Raw genomic sequence first — 17,051 nt, forward strand, 5'->3', positions numbered from 1 at the left:
ACAGATGGCAGCATTCTTGCTTTAAATTGGAATGCCTTACACCTTTAGGGAACTGACTATCCCATGTAACATAGTAGAATTTACATTTATCCCACTTTTAGCGGACAGGACAGTAAGCCCTCCTCAAGCTTATGAGAATACGAGAAAAATAAGTGGAAATCAACTGTCCGTAAAGGTCCAAATGGTTCAACTAACCATCAGTGGGGGATGAGGAACCCTACTGATGGAAGTTTCACTTTATAGCAATTTACCTTATTCTTGTCCATTCTATACCCTTCCAATCCCTTGCAGGAAAATACACACGATGAGCAGCGATTTCTTTTCCTATCTGGAGAAATCACTGCTCATGTATATTTCCTTTATTATATTATTCTTTTTCCAAAAAATCATCTATACACCAATTGATAGGAAGCTGTTCCCCATTTGCTAGCATGCGATTAATCGTAGAGAACGGTCTACTTCCTAAAAAACCTCGATGTGCTGAAAGCGGGCTTGGGTGTGTTGATAAGACGATACCGTGCTTTTTTTGATCGATAAGAGCAAGCTTTTTTTGGGCAGGATTGCCCCATAATACAAAAATAACTGGCTCCTCTCTTTCATTCAGCATTTTTATTACTTGGTCTGTAAATATTTCCCACCCTTTTCCACGATGAGAATTAGCTTGTCCTGCACGAACGGTTAAAACCGTATTTAACAGAAGGATCCCTTGATTGGCCCAGCTCTTTAGATAGCCGTGATTCGGGATAGGACACCCTAAATCTTCATGAAGCTCTTTAAAGATATTTTTTAAAGATGGTGGTATTTTTACTTGCGGCTTAACGGAAAAACTTAATCCGTGTGCTTGATTGGGACCGTGATAAGGATCCTGTCCTAAAATGACTACCTTTACTTTGTCATATGGAGTGAACGTTAAACTATTAAAGATATCTTCGCGTTTTGGATAAATAGTTGATTCCCTGTACTCTACTTCTAAGAAGGATTCTAATTGAATAAAGTAATCCTTTTGGCGCTCCTGCTCTAATAATTGTTGCCATGATGCGGTCATGCTTCCCCCTCCTTTATTCCCCTGTGAACTTTACTTCAACAGTATATCCTAGTCTCCCATAGAATTCTTTCAATGTCTTTTGGGCATTTTCCTCTGCTTTTACCAATAGTCCTTGTTCCACAGCCTCTTCCTTCATCGCTTCCTTTGCTTCATCCATTAAGCTATAAGCTTCTTCCCATTCCACCTCTCCTCTAAAAATGCCAGAAACAGAATACGTTTCTACTTCATCAAAATTAATAGAAGGATCTTGAAGAAAGCCCGCTTTTCGTAATAGAATGTAAATTGTTTTCTCTTCTTCATTAATTTTAATTTGCTCTTCTGTTATTTCCGATAAATCTACTCCAGCTGTCAGTGTACCAGGTCCCACTAATAGTATTTTTCGTTTCGTTCCTGGAATATTTGCCTCAATTCCCTTTCCAAAAATCTCGTTATCTTCTTTTTCTAAGATTGTTTTTACAAAGGCCTGCGAGGTGGCTAATGTTGATAAATCCTTCATCTGTTCTAAATAAGCACCTGTTCTTACTACTGGTTCTTTTGGAAAAGCAACTTTCCAAAGCCCAACTATTCCGACTATCAACCCCACTACTAAAATACTTAAAAAAAGCATGATTTTTCTATTTATCCGATTCTTTACTTTATATAAACCAAATCGAGGAAATCGAAATCCTCTTCTGTTATTTAACTCCATTGTTGTACTTGCCTGTTCCTTTTGTCCAGCGCTTAGCTCTCGATTAATTTGTTCTCTTTCTTTTTTGCTTACCATTTGCCCCCTCCTGTTTCTATGATTCTCTTAATTATATTATATAGGGAATTTTGTCGATTGTGGGGATATTTGTCTATGTATAATTTCCCAAGGGATAGACAATGAAAATATTACCAATGGAAAAAGAGTTTCATCTTTTTTATAAGAGGTATATAAAACACATAGATAAATTCCACATTAATAGGAGGCTATCATTATGTATAAAGTAGAAATAGTAGAAAATGGTGTACAAGCAAGCAACATTATTAACGCATTAGAAAACCAAGGGTATAAAAAGGAAAACATTTATATTTTCGCCCACGATAAGGATCGTTCAGAAGACTTAACAAATGCAACGGAAACAGGAAATGTATCCATGAAGGAACAAGGACTACTGGATTCCATCAGTAATGTTTTCCGAAAAAGAGGTGACGAATTGCGTTCAAAAATGCAATCAGTCGGATTAACAGAAGCAGAAGCCGCTAAATACGAGGAAGTTTTAGATACAGGTAAATTAGTTGTCGTTGGTTCACTTGAACAATAAGAAAAGCCTCGCGTTGAAATAACAGCGCGAGGCTTTTTTTACTATCCTAATAATTGGTCATAAAGAGTTTTAGCATATACTACATCATTTGTCTCATGTATCAACGCTCTGCCATCTTTAAATAACACTACTCTGTTCGCCTCTAATTGAACACTGAGGAGAAATTGATTTTGCCTCACTGTATATCCTTTCTTCTGAAGACTTTCTGCTAGTTGCTGAAATGGGATATCCTTTGGATTAGAAGGACGAATCTGAACCGTTTCTCTTCCACATAAAACAGCTGTCTTTGTCTGGTTTTCTTTTTTCAAAAAAGGATAAGTCGGATTTTCTCCGCAAGTTGGACAGTCCTCCCTTTTCACGCGATTAACTTTAATATTATGGTGTTCATTTTTCCATAAATCAAAGGTTAAAAATGTTCCTCGTAAGGAAGCTTTATCTCCGACTAATATTTTTAACGCTTCGGTCACTTGATGGGAAACTACTAATTGAACAGTCGGAGCGATAATCCCTACAGTATCACATGTCATACCGGTCATCGGCATAGATTTTATTAGGCAATGTAAACACGGTGTCTCTCCTGGTACAATCGTGTAGCTCATTCCAGAACTCCCTACACAAGCTCCATAAATCCAAGGTATTTCATGCTTCACCGCTATATCATTTACAATCATTCTTATTTCCATATTGTCAGTTGCATCCATTATTATATCAACGCTCTCCGCTAACTGCTCCAATAGCTCTACCGTTGCTTCCCCAACAATACTCTTAATGCTGCATTCTCTATTAATCTCCATTAATCTTCTTTCTGCAGCAGCAGCTTTTGGTATCCGCTCTTTTGCATCCTGTTCTGTATACAATTGTTGTCGCTGAAGATTGCTTTTCTCCACATAATCTCTGTCTATAATAGTAAGATTCCCAATGCCACTTCTACATAACATCTCTGCAATGGACGATCCTAGCGCACCAACACCAATAATTAGCACATGTTTCGTCCTAATTTCTCTCTGCCCCTCTGTTCCAATAGAAGAAAATAGTATCTGGCGTGAATATCTCTTCTGATTCATTTGCATTTACTCCTTCCTCATCCTCCACTAACAGGGGGAATAAAAGCTACTGTATCGTTCTCCTTCACAATATCCTCATCCAGTGCAAATTCCTCATTAACCGCTACCATTACTCCTTGAAGGGATAAAGATGGATATGTATTTAGTAAGTACTCCTTAATTTGCGCTATTGTCTGTTGTTTCCCTTTCAATGTTAACGTCTCGCTTCCTATTGTTTCTTTCACACCCGCAAAAAAAAGCAATGTAATCAATGTAATTCCTCCTCACCTGGCTTACCATTGGGATACATTTTAGTCCCCTTTTGATTGCCGATCCACTCTTCTCCATTTTCCCAATGCTCTTTTTTCCAAACAGGTACAATTTCTTTTATTCTTTCGATTGCATATTGATTTGCCTCATAAGCATCCTTTCGATGCGGAGTGGAAACAGCGATAACTACTGCGACATCACTAATTTCTAGCTTGCCAATTCGATGAGTAATAGCAATATCGATATCTCCCCATTTCCGCTTAACCTCTTCGCCTATTTGCGCAAGTTTTTTTGTTGCCATTGGAGTATAAGCTTCATATGTTAAAAATAGTGTTTTTTTCCCTGCTGTTATTTCCCTCACTGTCCCAATAAACGTAGTAACAGCACCCGCATTTCTTCTTATTACTTTATCAATAACATTTTGTATATTAATCGGCTGATCTATTATTTCAAACCTCATCGCTATATCCCCTCTGCATTATTCTCTATTTCCTTGAGCATTTATATTGCTTCTTGCTTTTCCATCGTAAAAAATATATATAAAGATTACCATACATGTAGACAGAATTCTCTTACTTATTATCACCTTACGCCTTTAACTTCCTTCGATTGGTATGTAAAAACGACATGAGAACCAAACTAAGGCAAGGATGGCGCAAAAGTTGTATGATTAATTAAAATAGTCTACAATTATTCAATCAAACAAAATTACTTTTCGCTAAAAAGTGGCAATTACATAGGAGGCATAACAATGAAGAAAGTATTAACTTTAGCAGGATCTGACACTAGTGGTGGTGCAGGTATTCAAGCAGACTTAAAAACATTTCAAGAACTAGGCGTTTATGGAATGACCGCTTTAACGACAATCGTAACAATGGATCCAAAAAATCATTGGCATCATAATGTTTTTCCACAGGATATAAACACAGTAAACGCTCAATTGGAAACTGTTCTATCTGTAGGTATTGATGCAATGAAAACCGGAATGCTTGGTTCTGTTGAAATTATTGAAGCAGCAGCAAAACTAATTGATGAGAACAATATTAAAAATGTTGTTATTGATCCTGTCATGATCTGTAAAGGAGAAGATGAAGTCCTTCACCCAGAAACAGCTGATGCTCTTCGCGAATTGCTTGTTCCAAGAGCAACGGTAGTGACTCCTAATCTATTTGAAGCTTGGCAGCTTGCACAAACAGATGAGCCTATTAAAACAATAGAAGATTTAAAAGAGGCAGCAGTAAAAATTCACGCACTTGGACCAAAATATGTTCTCATTAAAGGTGGCAGCAAATTAGGACATGAAAAAGCAATCGATCTTCTATATGATGGAAAAGAATTTACGATTTTAGAGAGTGAACTAATTGATACAACCTATACACATGGAGCAGGCTGCACAAACTCTGCTGCGATTACAGCTGAATTAGCAAAAGGTGCAACAGTAAAAGATGCTGTTCAAACAGCTAAAGACTTTATTACTGCCGCTATTCGCAATGGCTTTAAGTTAAATGAGTATGTTGGCCCAACTATGCACGGAGCATATCGTAACGAAAAAGAGAAGCTTCGTATTAAGTAAAAGAGGTTAAAAATGGTCTCACAGCATTCTTTGCTTTGAATAAAAGAAAAAAATGCCCTGACCATTTTTCTCCCTTTAAATAGACTAGTAAAAAGGAGGGATATTCTTTGGAGTTTGTACAAATCGAGAAAGTCCAAAAAGAAATCGAGCGTTTGAGTGAAAAAGAAATATATATTCACTTAGAAACGACTAATGGCGCCTATGCTACACATAATGACGAAACCTTCTTTAACTCCGGCGCCTATATCCGCAATGCACAGCTTTCCTATGAATATGGCAAGATCACAGGAAACGGTCCCTATCGAGTTGGCTTAAAAACGGGAATTGGCTGGGTTTATGCAGAAGGTGTTACTCATTATGAAGTGGATGAAAAAAATAGATTATTATTAGCAGGATTAGATTTCACAGGAAAATTGGCAGTTGCCTTACAAATAAGTGAAACACCATTTGAATGAGAAAGTAAAATAGCATGAAATATTCTTAAAAAATAAATGATTACCATTTCATGAAAGGAGGAGTATAAATGGAAAATGAAAGACAAGTATTAGTTATTTTCCCCCATCCCGACGATGAAGCATTTGGTGTATCTGGTACCATTTCTAAATTTATACACGAAGGAGTTCCGGTCACATATGCTTGCTTAACACTTGGCCAAATGGGACGAAATTTAGGAAACCCACCATTTGCAACAAGAGAATCCTTACCAGAAATTCGCAAAAACGAATTACAGGAAGCTGCAAGAGCAATGGGATTAGAAGATCTCCGTATGTTAGGCTATCGTGATAAAACGATTGAATTCCTAAAGGAGGAAGTACTAGTTGATGAATTTACTGCATTACTAGATGAACTAGATCCGTCTCTAGTTATTACTTTCTATCCAGGATATTCTGTTCACCCAGATCATGACGCGACAGGAGCAGCCGTTGTAAAAGCTATTGAAAAAAGAGATGCTGCTAATAGACCCAAACTTTATTGTGTAGCATTCTCGAAAAATTGTGAAGAAGATCTTGGACAGCCGGATATAGAAATCGATGTTCAAAATTTTGCAGAGCAAAAAATAGCAACAATTGCAGCCCATCTTTCTCAAACGCAACAATATGCAGCTACTCTTCAAGAGGGGTTAAATAATCAGGAACCAGATGTGCTAACTAGATTATATACAGAGCGATATTGGACATTTGAACTACTCGGCACTTAAGTACCGAGATTCTATAAGAACTGATTAATAAACCTTTTGGTTATACTAATTTTATTCTCATCGGGACTGCCAAAAGCCCCCTAGCCACCTTGTCCGACAGTTCGGATGTATGGTTACATTTTCTTAAAATATTTGCTGCTCCGTTTAGGTCAGCATTCACCAAAATAGACCTAGATGTTTTGTATAGCCCTCGAAACGCTCGTTTTCCAGAGAAAACGGGCTTTTCTTTCGAATTTTTATTATATACAGGGAGTTCATCATTATCTAGAAAACTAGCTTTTGAAGTATAGCTTTCTTCTTGAACGATGAGTTCAATGCGGTGTCTTTTGCACATATTTTCAACTTTTTTGATGAACTTACTGTGTGGAATTTGTACAAATTTTTGGTTGTTTTTCTTTCCGATATTAATGTTTTGTTTCCAACCCCTGTTGAGTCCAACAACTAGTTTACCGATTCCGTTAGCCAAACAATGTTTGATAACGTAGTGTGTTGTTTTGTTTAAAAAATCGCGTAATACATTGTTTCTTTTTCTCAACAAACAAACCTGTCGATTGGTTAGGTGGGCAATATTTTGTTTATCTTTCATAGACTGTAACCGTTTAATTTCTTTATTGTACCATTGGTTCAAGGACTTTACTCGTTTACCAGAAACTAAAAAAGTATTACCTAGTGTATCGATACCGGCAATGAAATTATCTATTCCTAAATCCAAAGAAAGTGCTTCATCTTTGTTTAATTTTTACTGTTCTACTTGTTTTTTATAGACATACTCGATTTCAAAATAATGTGCGTTATATTTAGGAAGGACGCTTATTTCAGCAATTTCTGAGGGGGCTAAATTTGAAGGGAAACGAACATTAATCGTTCCGTATTCTCTTTTAAAGGCAGGAGAAACAGGAATATAGAATGTCCCATCTTTTTGTAGTTTAAATTGTGGGTAACTTAATTCAAAATGAGCATCTTTTTCCAAATAACGTGGAATCCTTGCTCCTTGACCTTTTACTTTCAACACCCCAAAGAAACTTTTAAAGTTTTCTTCCACTTTTTTGAGCGTTTGTTGCGCCGCTGCCGAACCCATTAATTTGTAGTTCTCATTGGATTTACATGCATGGTAATTTTCCTTATAGGGGAAATATTTTTTTGTTTCAAAAAAGTGTTGGCGAACCGAATACAAACCAACATTGTACATATTCTTGCTTAATTGACTTAATTTACGCAATGCTAAATATTCTTTTTTTGTTCTTACCTTCAATATTTCTTTTTGTACTCCAAATTGTTTCTCCGTATTTTTCAAATTCCGCACCTCTCTCTAAGATTATTTTACCAAACAGAACATACGTTTTCTATATTCAATTTTATTTTTTCAAAAAAGAAAAGAGATTCGTCCCACGACTGAAGTCGCAGGTGTTCTCTATTAAAGCATAAGTTCTAATCATTTTAAAATAATAATTTTCTTTCTCTACATAACTATTATTTATTGAAAAAAGCTGATGCAAAAAAATCCATCCTTGCATCATCCCCCTTCCCTATAAATTTTCTACTCTTCCTTCTAACACTTCTTTTGCATTTTGCACATGATCGTTGTCTTCTGATTTCACCATTTTCACGAGGAACTTTCTCATCAGTAACATTTTAAGTCCCTTAACATGCACTGTTCCTTCAAACTCCACTTGTGTGCCTTCAGGTATCTCTGAAAAACGGTAAGCATAGTCAACTATTAATCCGTTTGAACTGCTTCTCCGCATAAATCCCACATTTTTTTCATAGGTAAGGTATTCTATTTCAGCATATACTTTATTTCCACGAACATTTCTTATCTCTTTATATTTTGTGCCGACCCCTATCGGCTCATCTGTCTGTTTTTCTGTTGATGCCACTTTACTCATATATTCTGGAGCATTTGTCATATCTGCAAAATAGGCAAAAACTTCGTCAATGGGCTCACAAATAATAACACTCGCATTAAAATCAGCCATTTTTCCACCTCAATAGGATCTTTCTTTTTTGCTGTTTTCGTAAAGTTTGTTGCGTTTACCCTCAGCCAGAATACACTTCGCTTTCCATGGGGCTCGCGTTGAGCCTCCGGGGTCTCAGACTGTCTCGCTAATCCCCGTGGCGCCTACGTGTATTCCGACTACTCTATTTTTCCAACTCATTGTTTTCTCCTATTGAAAAAACAACAATCTTTTAGAAATCAGCATTTTTTTTCGGTTAATCATTTCTATTATAGCGAATAACTAGCAAATTGAATAATTGGTTTTTAAAAGTAATTTCAAAATGAGTGATTACTCACCTTACAAATAACATTCCTTTTTGTAAGATAGAAGTGAGTAATCACTCATTAATTCAGAAAGGTGGTCTTTTTATGATCGCTCCACCCATTGTTTCTGTTAAGAATCTTTCCAAATCATTTGGAAAGAAACAGATTTTAAATCAAATTGACTTACAAGTTTATCCTGGTGAGATCTTAGGATTACTAGGTCCGTCTGGGGCGGGAAAAACAACACTTGTAAAAGAAATTATTGGATTAGATCTACCTGATAGTGGTTCTATTCACGTATTGAATGAAAAAATGCCTAACCTGAAGACAATGGAAAAAATCGGTTATATGGCACAAGCAGATGCGCTATATCAAGATTTAACCGCTAAAGAGAATCTCGATTTCTTCGCTAGATTATATGGATTAAAAGGAACAGAGAAGAAAAGCAGAATAGAAGATACTGCTTCTTTAGTAGAATTATCAGAGCATCTTTCTAAGCCTGTGTCCCAGTATTCAGGGGGAATGAAAAGAAGATTATCTATTTGTATTGCGCTGTTAAATAATCCAAAACTACTAATCTTAGATGAACCTACAGTGGGGATTGATCCTATCCTCCGAAAAGCTATTTGGCAAACTTTTAACCATCTGAAAGAAAATGACACCTCTATCATTGTCACTACCCATGTAATGGATGAAGCAGAGAAATGCGATCGTCTGGGAATGATAAGAAATGGTCAGCTCATTGCTATTGATACTCCGAAAAACTTAATGAATAGCTGTAATGCCCAGACGATGGAGGAAGCATTCTTATATTATGGAGGTTTAGCAAATGAGAATTAACGCCTTAGTATTACGTATTATGAAACAATTCTACCGTGACAAAAGAACACTCGCATTAATGATTTTAGCTCCTATTCTCATTTTAACGTTAGTCAATCTAGTTTTTAATGGGAATGACTACGAAACAAAAATAGGTTTAATTGATACTCCTGATTCCATCAGCGAAGCCTTCGAAAAAGAAGAATTAAAAACATCTATTTACACTAGCGAGGTAGCGGCAGAGAACGCATTAAAAGATGGGAAAATCGATGCTTATTTTATCGTCGAAAGTGGTCAAACAAAATTAATGTTAGAAGGAAGTGATCCTTCTATTAGCAAAACAACGATTGCCAAGATACAAGAGGCCGTTCAAACGTTGTCTCCCTCTAAAGCTGCAATCGATATTGACGTACTTTATGGTTCCATGGATATGAAACAATTTGACTCATTTGGACCTATTTTACTTGGCTTTTTTGCCTTCTTCTTTGTTTTCCTAGTAGCAGGTGTATCCTTTTTAAGAGAAAGAACAACGGGAACACTGGAGCGATTGCTTTCCAGTCCTATTAGAAGATGGGAGCTAGTTCTTGCTTATATCATCGGCTTTGGATTATTTACAATGGTGCAATCAGGCATTATTGTCGTTTATTCGGTCTATGTTCTTCAGATGTCAAATGCTGGTTCCATTTTATATGTATTATTGATTACTTTATTATTGGCATTAGTAGCTCTTACGTTGGGGATTCTCTTATCCTCTTTTGCCCATAATGAACTGCAAATGATTCAATTTATTCCCATTGTCATTGTCCCACAAGTTTTCTTTTCTGGGCTTTTTAACTTAGATACGATTTCTTCTGCCATTAGCTGGATCTCTTACTTGACCCCATTATATTATGCTGCAGACGCCTTGAGAGAAGTAATGATTCGTGGCAATGGATTTATGGAAATAATAGGTTCCCTTAGTATCCTTTTTGGCTATTCTATTGTTTTAATGATTATCAATATTTTTGTTTTAAAAAAATATCGTAGTATTTAGGTTGCTGGCAAGAGCCTTATTAACTTTCGTTAGGAGTGGTTGACGATATTATATTTTTCCTCCATAATCCTTTATAATTAAATTAGATTGCATGGATAAAGGAGTTTCCTCTGAATGAATAATAGCGAGAATATATTAGAAATTATTTTAAAAGAAGAACAATCGATAACAGATAAACAAAAAAAAATACTGATAGCTGCCATTGATGCGTTTTCTGAAAAAGGCTATGCCGCAACCTCTACTAGTGAAATTGCCAAAATGGCAGGCGTTGCAGAGGGTACCATCTTTCGACATTACAAAACAAAAAAGGACTTACTGTTAACTCTTCTCTCGCCGTTATTAAGTACGTTGATTGCACCACGAGTCATAAAGGATTTCGATAAAGTACTAAATGTTTCTCACAATAATTTTGAGGATTTTCTTCGAGCTATTGTAAAAACAGAATGGAGTTTTTACAACAAAATAATGCACTATTTAAAATTTTAATTCAAGAAATCCCATTTCATGATGATCTTCGAGAAACATTTAAAAATCAGATCGCTAAGAATATTTTCGGACGCCTTCAAGAAATTATGGACTCGTATCGAGAAAAGGGAGAAATTATTCCTATTCCGCCTTTTAGCTCCGTTCGCCTAACGGTCACATCCATATTTGGTTATTTTCTCGCTCGTCATCTTCTTCTTCCCGAAATTAAGTGGGACGATGAAGAAGAAATTGAACGAACTATTCAGTTTATCCTCTATGGATTAAAACCAAGAGAATAAGCACTCATTATAAAGTAAAACTTCCCTCAGTGGGGGTTAGTTGAACCAATCGGACCTTTACGGACAGTTGATCTCCCACCTATCTTTCTCGTATTCTCATAAGCTTACGGTTGAGTCTTACTGTCCGTTAAGAGTGGGATAAAAAAAACAGTGGATAACCCCATTTACCGAGGTTTATCCACTGTTTGTCGTTTGTTGAGTTTCTATTTATTTTTATTCCTCTAGTGCTTTTCTAATCGCTTGTGCTACTCCACTTTCTTCATTTGTTCCCGTTACAAAATGGCATTGACGTTGAATATCTTCTACCGCATTTCCCATTGCTACTGCTCTACCTGCCACTTGAAACATCGAAACATCATTATAATTATCACCAACAGCCATCGTTTCTGAAAGGGAGATTCCGCGAGCATTCGTAAATTTATCTAAAGCAACTCCCTTTTGGGCATGTACAGAAGTAATTTCTAGGTTTTCTTTCCCGGAAGCACTTATTGCCACTTCCTCCAGCTTAGTCAACTCTTCTCTGACATTACTTAATACGATCGGATCAAAATGGAATGCTAGTAACTTGTAGATAATTTGGTCATCATCTTCAAATAACTCTTCATAGCTATCTAATTGATGAATAACCGCTAATCGTTCCTCTGCCGCTTTTTTAATCTCTTCCATATCCCTAACATGACCACTCACAGTAAAAATGTCCATAATAAGCGATCTTGCCACTGTTTTATCAACCGTATACGTCCCTCTATTGGTGTATACCTCATAATAGACTTGATGTTTATGTAAAGTATCAGCAATTTGTCTCGCAAGTTCCTTATTTAACGGATTTGTATCAACAATGATATGCTCATTCGTTCTAATTTCTGCACCATTTGCACAAATCATCGGGGTAATAATTCCCGCATCCTTTAAAAGATCCCCTGCTTCTTCATATGCACGGCCAGTAGCAATCACTACTTCTACTCCCTTGCTTTGCGCATATTTAATTGCTTCTCTGTTTTCTTCAGTAATTTCTTGTGTGGATGTTAATAACGTACCATCCATATCAATCGCTATGCATCTAATCATCTAAACACCCTCAATATTTTATTCAGCTTTTATCATTTCGAACTTTCTTATTCCTTTATTATCATAACATGAAAGAACAACCAGCAAAAGGAAGAGGCCTTATAGGTGGCTGTGGTTTTACAGTACTTTTATTGGGATAGGCTGGTTGCTTACGAGGAAATTCAACTCCTGAAATTCTCCATCAACAATCTCGCTGTTCTTCTTCCCCGATCTTCCAATCTACTAAACCCTCTCTCGTTTTTGTCATTTCTGTGAACGAATATGTGAACATTTTTCAAACATTGAGTGAACTTTACCTCAAACAGAAAAAATTTCATTATGATATACCTATCTTTTACCAAAAGGAGACGATCGGAAAAATAACTTTTGATAAATCCTTTTATACCAATGTTTATCGACTTTTTCCAACAATAAATTACATAGGATGAGCATCAAGGAAAAGCACTTTTAACAAGTTTTTTTATCCTATTATCTCAATCTAATCTAATTGAAATTCATCTTATGCAATGATTTTTATCGCTTTAATGAATAGTAAGATTCACAAATCTGTTCAAAATACAAAAAAAGGAGGAAAAATCCATGGATATGATTTTTCTATCGCGTTTGCAATTTGCTTCAACAACCATTTTCCATTTTTTATTCGTGCCTATCTCTATTGGATTAGTATTTATTATCGCAATCATGGAATCTTTTTATGTGAAAACAGGCAATGAAGAATACAAAAAAATGGCTAAGTTTTGGGGTAAATTATTTTTAATAAACTTTGTTATTGGTATCGTTACAGGGATTCTTCAAGAATTCCAATTTGGAATGAACTGGTCTAATTATTCTCGCTTTGTTGGTGATGTTTTTGGTGCACCACTTGCGATTGAGGCATTGCTTGCTTTCTTTATGGAAAGTACTTTTATTGGACTATGGATATTCGGCTGGGACCGTTTATCAAAAAAAGTCCATTTAGCCTGTATTTGGTTAACTGCATTTGGAACAACTATGTCTGCTTTCTGGATTTTAGCAGCAAATAGCTTTATGCAACGTCCAGTGGGATTTGAGATTAATAATGGTCGAGCAGAAATGAATGATTTCTTTGCCCTTATTACCAATGGTCAAGTACTTGTTGAATTCCCTCATACAGTGTTTGCAGCATTAGCTACTGGCGCATTCTTAGTTTGTGGGATTAGTGCCATTAAATTATTAGGAAAAAAAGATGTGGATTTCTTTAAAAAATCCTTTCAAATCGGTATTACTGTTGCATTAAGTGCTACTTTTTTAACACTTGTTGCAGGGCATGCCCAAGCACAATTTTTGGTAGAAACACAGCCAATGAAAATGGCTGCAAGTGAAGGTTTATGGGAAAACAGTGAAGATCCAGCACCGTGGACCGTTTTTGCCAATATCGATGTAGAAAATAAACAAAATAGTGCTGAACTGAAAATCCCTTATCTACTAAGCATTCTTTCTTATAATACATTAGATGGAAGTGTCAAAGGGATGAATGAACTGCAAGCAGAGTATGTTCAACAATATGGGGATGGCAATTATATCCCTCCCGTTAAAACTACTTTCTGGAGTTTCCGCATAATGGTTGCAGCAGGAGTAGCGATGATTCTCCTTGGAATTTATGGCGTATTTCTAGCATGGAAAAAGAAATTAGTATCTAAACCAAATACATGGTTCTATCGTTTAATGGTCGCAGGTATTTCTCTACCTTTTATCGCCAACACTTCTGGATGGATTATGACAGAGATTGGCAGACAGCCATGGACAGTTTTTGGATTAATGAAAACAGAAGATAGTATTTCCCCAAGCGTTTCAGCTGGGCAAGTATTATTCTCTATTATTTCATTCTGTACAATTTATGCAATCTTAGGCGCTATCATGGTTTACTTATATGTAAAAGTTATAAAAAAAGGGCCATATATGATGGAAAAAGAAGACGAAAAAGTAACGAATGACCCGTTTGCGAAGGAGGGTTTCCATGTTTGAGTTAAATGTCCTTTGGTTTATCTTAGTCGCTGTCTTGTTTATTGGATTCTTCTTCTTAGAAGGTTTTGATTTTGGTGTAGGAATGTCAACAAAGCTTTTAGCAAAAAATGACCTAGAAAAACGAATACTCATTAACTCCATCGGTCCTTATTGGGATGCGAATGAAGTATGGTTAATTACTGCAGGAGGTGCCATGTTTGCGGCATTCCCTCATTGGTACGCTACGATGTTTAGTGGATTTTATACACCACTTGTAGTTGTTTTATTGGCATTAATTGTTCGGGCTACAGGATTTGAATTCCGTGCAAAGGATAGTCACCCTACATGGAAAAAGGCGTGGGATGTCTGTATTTTCTTAGGCAGCTTCCTTCCTCCTTTATTATTTGGAGTCGTCTTCGCTTGCTTTATGCAGGGACTACCAATTGATGAAAACATGGAATTAAAAGCCGGTTTCTTCGATATTGTAAACTACTATACATTAACAGGTGGTCTTACAGTGCTTGTCCTTTGTCTTGTACATGGATTAGTATTTACAACATTACGTACTGTCGGAGATTTACGCGAAAGAGCGCGCAATTTAGCACAAAAACTTCTACCTTTACTAGGTATCTTGTTAACTCTGTTTTCTGCGTTAACCTATATTAAAACAGATATTTTCCAAGAGCGCGGCTTAATCCTTTCCTTTATTTTCTCATTAGGGGTTATTGCCTTTGTCGTTGGCGGATTCTTTATTTCTCGAAAAATGGATGGTTGGGCTTTTGGAATGACAGGTGCAGTTATCGCCTTATCCTTCGCCTCCATTTTCATCGGCTTATTCCCTAGAGTAATGGTAAGTTCCATCAATGATGCATTTAGCTTAACCATTCACAACGCGGCTTCCGGTCATTACTCTTTAAAAGTGATGACAATTGTAGCACTAACTCTTCTGCCATTTGTTTTAGGCTATCAGATTTGGAGCTATATTGTTTTCCGGAAACGTATTACTGAGAAGTCCCATTTAGAATACTGATGGATAAAAATCTTTTAAAACTTAATGGGATCAAGCCGATTCTCGCGATTATAGGAATATTAACAATTGTGGAAGGAGCTGCTATTATTCTGCAGGCCAAATGGCTTGCAGAAATAATAGCCTCTTTATATAACGGGGCAACCTTTCAAGAGCAGTATGTAAAAATCATATTGTTCTTATTAGCTTTTCTAGGGCGACACTTTTTACACACTATCCAGCAAAACATTGCTACTAATTTTGCGGAAAAGACAAGTAAGGAACTTCGTTTTCACTTAATGCAAAAACTGTTTGAACTTGGACCTAAATTCACTAAAAAACAGGGAAGTGGAAACATTGCTACACTTGTACTCGAAGGAGTAACTCAATATAGAACCTATTTGGAACTTTTTTTACCAAGAATGCTTGCTACAGGCGTTATTCCTGGCATGATAATTCTATATGTATATTGGAATGATTGGCTTTCAGGTGTAATTCTAACAGTTACAATGCCGATTTTAATAGGATTCTTAATTCTTGTTGGTATGGCAGCCAGCAGCCAAATGAATCGACAGCTTGCCACATACAAAATATTATCTAATCACTTCTTAGATTCTTTAAGAGGTCTAGAAACACTGAAATTTTTGGGAAGAAGCAAACAGCATAGCGGAAATATTGAAAAGGTTAGCGAACAATATCGTGGGGCAACAATGAAAACCTTAAGATTAGCGTTTTTATCTTCCTTCTCCTTAGACTTCTTTACCTCTCTTTCTGTGGCTGTTGTAGCAGTAAATTTAGGTTTGCGCTTAATAAATGGTGATTTAGTTTTATTGCCTGCCTTAATGATTTTAATTTTGGCACCAGAATTTTTCCTGCCTGTCCGAATGGTCGGAGCGGATTATCATGCAACATTGGACGGAAAGGAAGCCGGGGAAGCAATTCAGGAAATTATTCAAACTCCGAACCGTATACAGGAAAATGAGCTATCTATTTCTTTAGGAAACAATCCATGCTTATCCTTTGATCGTGTATCATTTCAACATTATCCTGAAGAAGAAATAACATTAAAAAATCTTTCCTTTACGATTGATGGCTATAAGAAAATTGGGATTGTTGGCGAAAGTGGTGCAGGCAAATCTACACTTATTGACCTGCTAAGTGGTTTTTCAGAGCATTGCGGAGGAACGATTTCTTTGAATGGCTCTCCCTTATCTAGTCTTATGACAGATGAATGGAGACAGCTGACTACCTATATCCCGCAGTCTCCTTATATCTTTAGCATGTCTTTAAGAGAGAATATTGCCTTTTACCATCCAAATGCTTCCGATGAAGAAATTATCCAAGCATTAAAAGCAACTGGTTTACAAGACATTTTCACTACTTTCCCTAATGGTTTAGATGAACTATTAGGAGATGGAGGAAGGAATTTAAGTGGTGGGCAAGAACAAAGGATTGCATTAGCAAGAGCTTTCTTAACCAACCGAAAAATCATGCTGTTAGATGAACCTACCTCCCATTTAGATATTGAAACCGAATTTGAATTAAAAGAAACGATGCTTCCTTTATTTACCAAAAAACTAGTATTCCTAGCGACTCATCGGCTTCATTGGATGAAAGAGATGGATTCTATTATCGTCATGAATCAAGGCTCCATTGTAGAAATAGGCACACATGCAGAACTAATTGCAGCTAAAGGTTATTATTATAAGCTATTACAACAGTAA

At 36.4% G+C, this 17,051-nt stretch carries 18 protein-coding genes and 1 pseudogene; 10 read left to right on the forward strand and 9 right to left on the reverse strand.

Going from position 1 to position 17,051, the window contains the following annotated elements; all coding sequences use genetic code 11:
• Nucleotides 1-367 precede the first annotated feature (367 nt).
• Nucleotides 368-1,045, reverse strand: a complete 678-nt coding sequence (locus tag NKG37_RS04595) for a uracil-DNA glycosylase (RefSeq protein ID WP_254415877.1) — start codon at nucleotides 1,043-1,045, stop codon at nucleotides 368-370.
• A gap of 13 nt (nucleotides 1,046-1,058) precedes the next feature.
• Entirely contained in the window at nucleotides 1,059-1,808 is a 750-nt protein-coding gene (locus NKG37_RS04600; protein ID WP_254415878.1) for a DUF4230 domain-containing protein, read from the reverse strand.
• A gap of 196 nt (nucleotides 1,809-2,004) precedes the next feature.
• On the opposite strand from NKG37_RS04600, the gene NKG37_RS04605 reads away from it, so the two are divergent.
• Nucleotides 2,005-2,331 carry a YflT domain-containing protein gene (locus NKG37_RS04605; protein ID WP_016202543.1) on the forward strand — a complete coding sequence of 109 codons (327 nt, stop codon included), beginning with the start codon at nucleotides 2,005-2,007 and terminating at the stop codon, nucleotides 2,329-2,331.
• Between the two features lie 41 nt (nucleotides 2,332-2,372).
• On the opposite strand, the gene NKG37_RS04610 is transcribed toward NKG37_RS04605, so the two are convergent.
• Genes NKG37_RS04610 through NKG37_RS04620 form a run of 3 tightly spaced genes read right to left on the reverse strand, consistent with a single transcriptional unit; the run spans nucleotide 2,373 to nucleotide 4,104 of the window.
• Nucleotides 2,373-3,395 carry a MoeB/ThiF family adenylyltransferase gene (locus NKG37_RS04610; RefSeq protein WP_254415879.1) on the reverse strand — a complete coding sequence of 341 codons (1,023 nt, stop codon included), beginning with the start codon at nucleotides 3,393-3,395 and terminating at the stop codon, nucleotides 2,373-2,375.
• 17 nt (nucleotides 3,396-3,412) lie between these two features.
• Complete coding sequence (gene moaD, locus NKG37_RS04615) at nucleotides 3,413-3,646, reverse strand: molybdopterin converting factor subunit 1 (protein ID WP_016202545.1); 234 nt, start codon at nucleotides 3,644-3,646, stop codon at nucleotides 3,413-3,415.
• On the reverse strand, nucleotides 3,643-4,104 hold the full coding sequence (locus NKG37_RS04620; RefSeq protein ID WP_016202546.1) for a molybdenum cofactor biosynthesis protein MoaE: 462 nt from the start codon (nucleotides 4,102-4,104) through the stop codon (nucleotides 3,643-3,645). Before NKG37_RS04620 ends, moaD begins: the two co-directional genes overlap by 4 nt.
• Before the next feature lie 285 nt (nucleotides 4,105-4,389).
• Between NKG37_RS04620 and pdxK the strand changes: the two genes are divergently transcribed.
• From pdxK to bshB2, 3 genes are all read left to right on the forward strand, one after another.
• Nucleotides 4,390-5,217: a pyridoxine/pyridoxal/pyridoxamine kinase gene (gene pdxK, locus NKG37_RS04625; protein ID WP_040343113.1), complete on the forward strand. Its 828-nt coding sequence runs from the start codon at nucleotides 4,390-4,392 to the stop codon at nucleotides 5,215-5,217.
• Nucleotides 5,218-5,324: 107 nt separating this feature from the next.
• Entirely contained in the window at nucleotides 5,325-5,672 is a 348-nt protein-coding gene (locus tag NKG37_RS04630; protein ID WP_016202548.1) for a YojF family protein, read from the forward strand.
• A 68-nt stretch (nucleotides 5,673-5,740) separates the two neighbouring features.
• Nucleotides 5,741-6,415, forward strand: coding sequence for a bacillithiol biosynthesis deacetylase BshB2 (gene bshB2, locus NKG37_RS04635; protein ID WP_169189404.1), 675 nt, complete (start codon nucleotides 5,741-5,743; stop codon nucleotides 6,413-6,415).
• Nucleotides 6,416-6,455: 40 nt separating this feature from the next.
• On the opposite strand, the gene NKG37_RS04640 is transcribed toward bshB2, so the two are convergent.
• The 3 genes from NKG37_RS04640 to NKG37_RS04650 all read right to left on the reverse strand — a co-directional run bounded on the left by NKG37_RS04640 (nucleotide 6,456) and on the right by NKG37_RS04650 (nucleotide 8,391).
• The gene (locus tag NKG37_RS04640) at nucleotides 6,456-7,127 is read right to left on the reverse strand and encodes a transposase (RefSeq protein WP_254415880.1); all 672 of its coding nucleotides are present in this window, start codon (nucleotides 7,125-7,127) and stop codon (nucleotides 6,456-6,458) included.
• 27 nt (nucleotides 7,128-7,154) lie between these two features.
• Nucleotides 7,155-7,709 (reverse strand): hypothetical protein, encoded by a 555-nt coding sequence (locus NKG37_RS04645; protein ID WP_254415881.1) that lies wholly within the window; start codon nucleotides 7,707-7,709, stop codon nucleotides 7,155-7,157.
• A gap of 232 nt (nucleotides 7,710-7,941) precedes the next feature.
• A complete protein-coding gene (locus NKG37_RS04650) occupies nucleotides 7,942-8,391 on the reverse strand; it encodes an SRPBCC family protein (RefSeq protein ID WP_016202551.1) in 450 nt (149 codons plus the stop codon).
• Between the two features lie 389 nt (nucleotides 8,392-8,780).
• On the opposite strand from NKG37_RS04650, the gene NKG37_RS04655 reads away from it, so the two are divergent.
• From NKG37_RS04655 to NKG37_RS04665, 3 genes and pseudogenes are all read left to right on the forward strand, one after another.
• Complete coding sequence (locus tag NKG37_RS04655) at nucleotides 8,781-9,515, forward strand: ABC transporter ATP-binding protein (RefSeq protein WP_016202552.1); 735 nt, start codon at nucleotides 8,781-8,783, stop codon at nucleotides 9,513-9,515.
• Nucleotides 9,505-10,527, forward strand: coding sequence for an ABC transporter permease (locus NKG37_RS04660; protein WP_169189405.1), 1,023 nt, complete (start codon nucleotides 9,505-9,507; stop codon nucleotides 10,525-10,527). Before NKG37_RS04655 ends, NKG37_RS04660 begins: the two co-directional genes overlap by 11 nt.
• Nucleotides 10,528-10,641: 114 nt before the next feature.
• Nucleotides 10,642-11,291, forward strand: a pseudogene (locus NKG37_RS04665) (TetR/AcrR family transcriptional regulator).
• 213 nt (nucleotides 11,292-11,504) lie between these two features.
• On the opposite strand, the gene NKG37_RS04670 reads toward NKG37_RS04665, so the two are convergent.
• Nucleotides 11,505-12,359 carry a Cof-type HAD-IIB family hydrolase gene (locus tag NKG37_RS04670; RefSeq protein ID WP_016202557.1) on the reverse strand — a complete coding sequence of 285 codons (855 nt, stop codon included), beginning with the start codon at nucleotides 12,357-12,359 and terminating at the stop codon, nucleotides 11,505-11,507.
• A gap of 579 nt (nucleotides 12,360-12,938) precedes the next feature.
• Between NKG37_RS04670 and NKG37_RS04675 the strand changes: the two genes are divergently transcribed.
• From NKG37_RS04675 to cydD, 3 genes are read left to right on the forward strand one after another with little or no spacing between them, the layout of a single operon-like run.
• The gene (locus NKG37_RS04675) at nucleotides 12,939-14,342 is read left to right on the forward strand and encodes a cytochrome ubiquinol oxidase subunit I (protein WP_016202558.1); all 1,404 of its coding nucleotides are present in this window, start codon (nucleotides 12,939-12,941) and stop codon (nucleotides 14,340-14,342) included.
• Nucleotides 14,335-15,351, forward strand: coding sequence for a cytochrome d ubiquinol oxidase subunit II (gene cydB, locus NKG37_RS04680; RefSeq protein WP_016202559.1), 1,017 nt, complete (start codon nucleotides 14,335-14,337; stop codon nucleotides 15,349-15,351). Before NKG37_RS04675 ends, cydB begins: the two co-directional genes overlap by 8 nt.
• Nucleotides 15,351-17,051 (forward strand): thiol reductant ABC exporter subunit CydD, encoded by a 1,701-nt coding sequence (gene cydD, locus NKG37_RS04685; RefSeq protein ID WP_254415882.1) that lies wholly within the window; start codon nucleotides 15,351-15,353, stop codon nucleotides 17,049-17,051. The genes cydB and cydD overlap by 1 nt, the downstream gene beginning before the upstream one ends.

Origin of the sequence: Niallia sp. RD1, assembly GCF_024219955.1 — a bacterium.
GTDB classification, from domain to species: Bacteria; Bacillota; Bacilli; order Bacillales; family Cytobacillaceae; genus Niallia; species Niallia alba.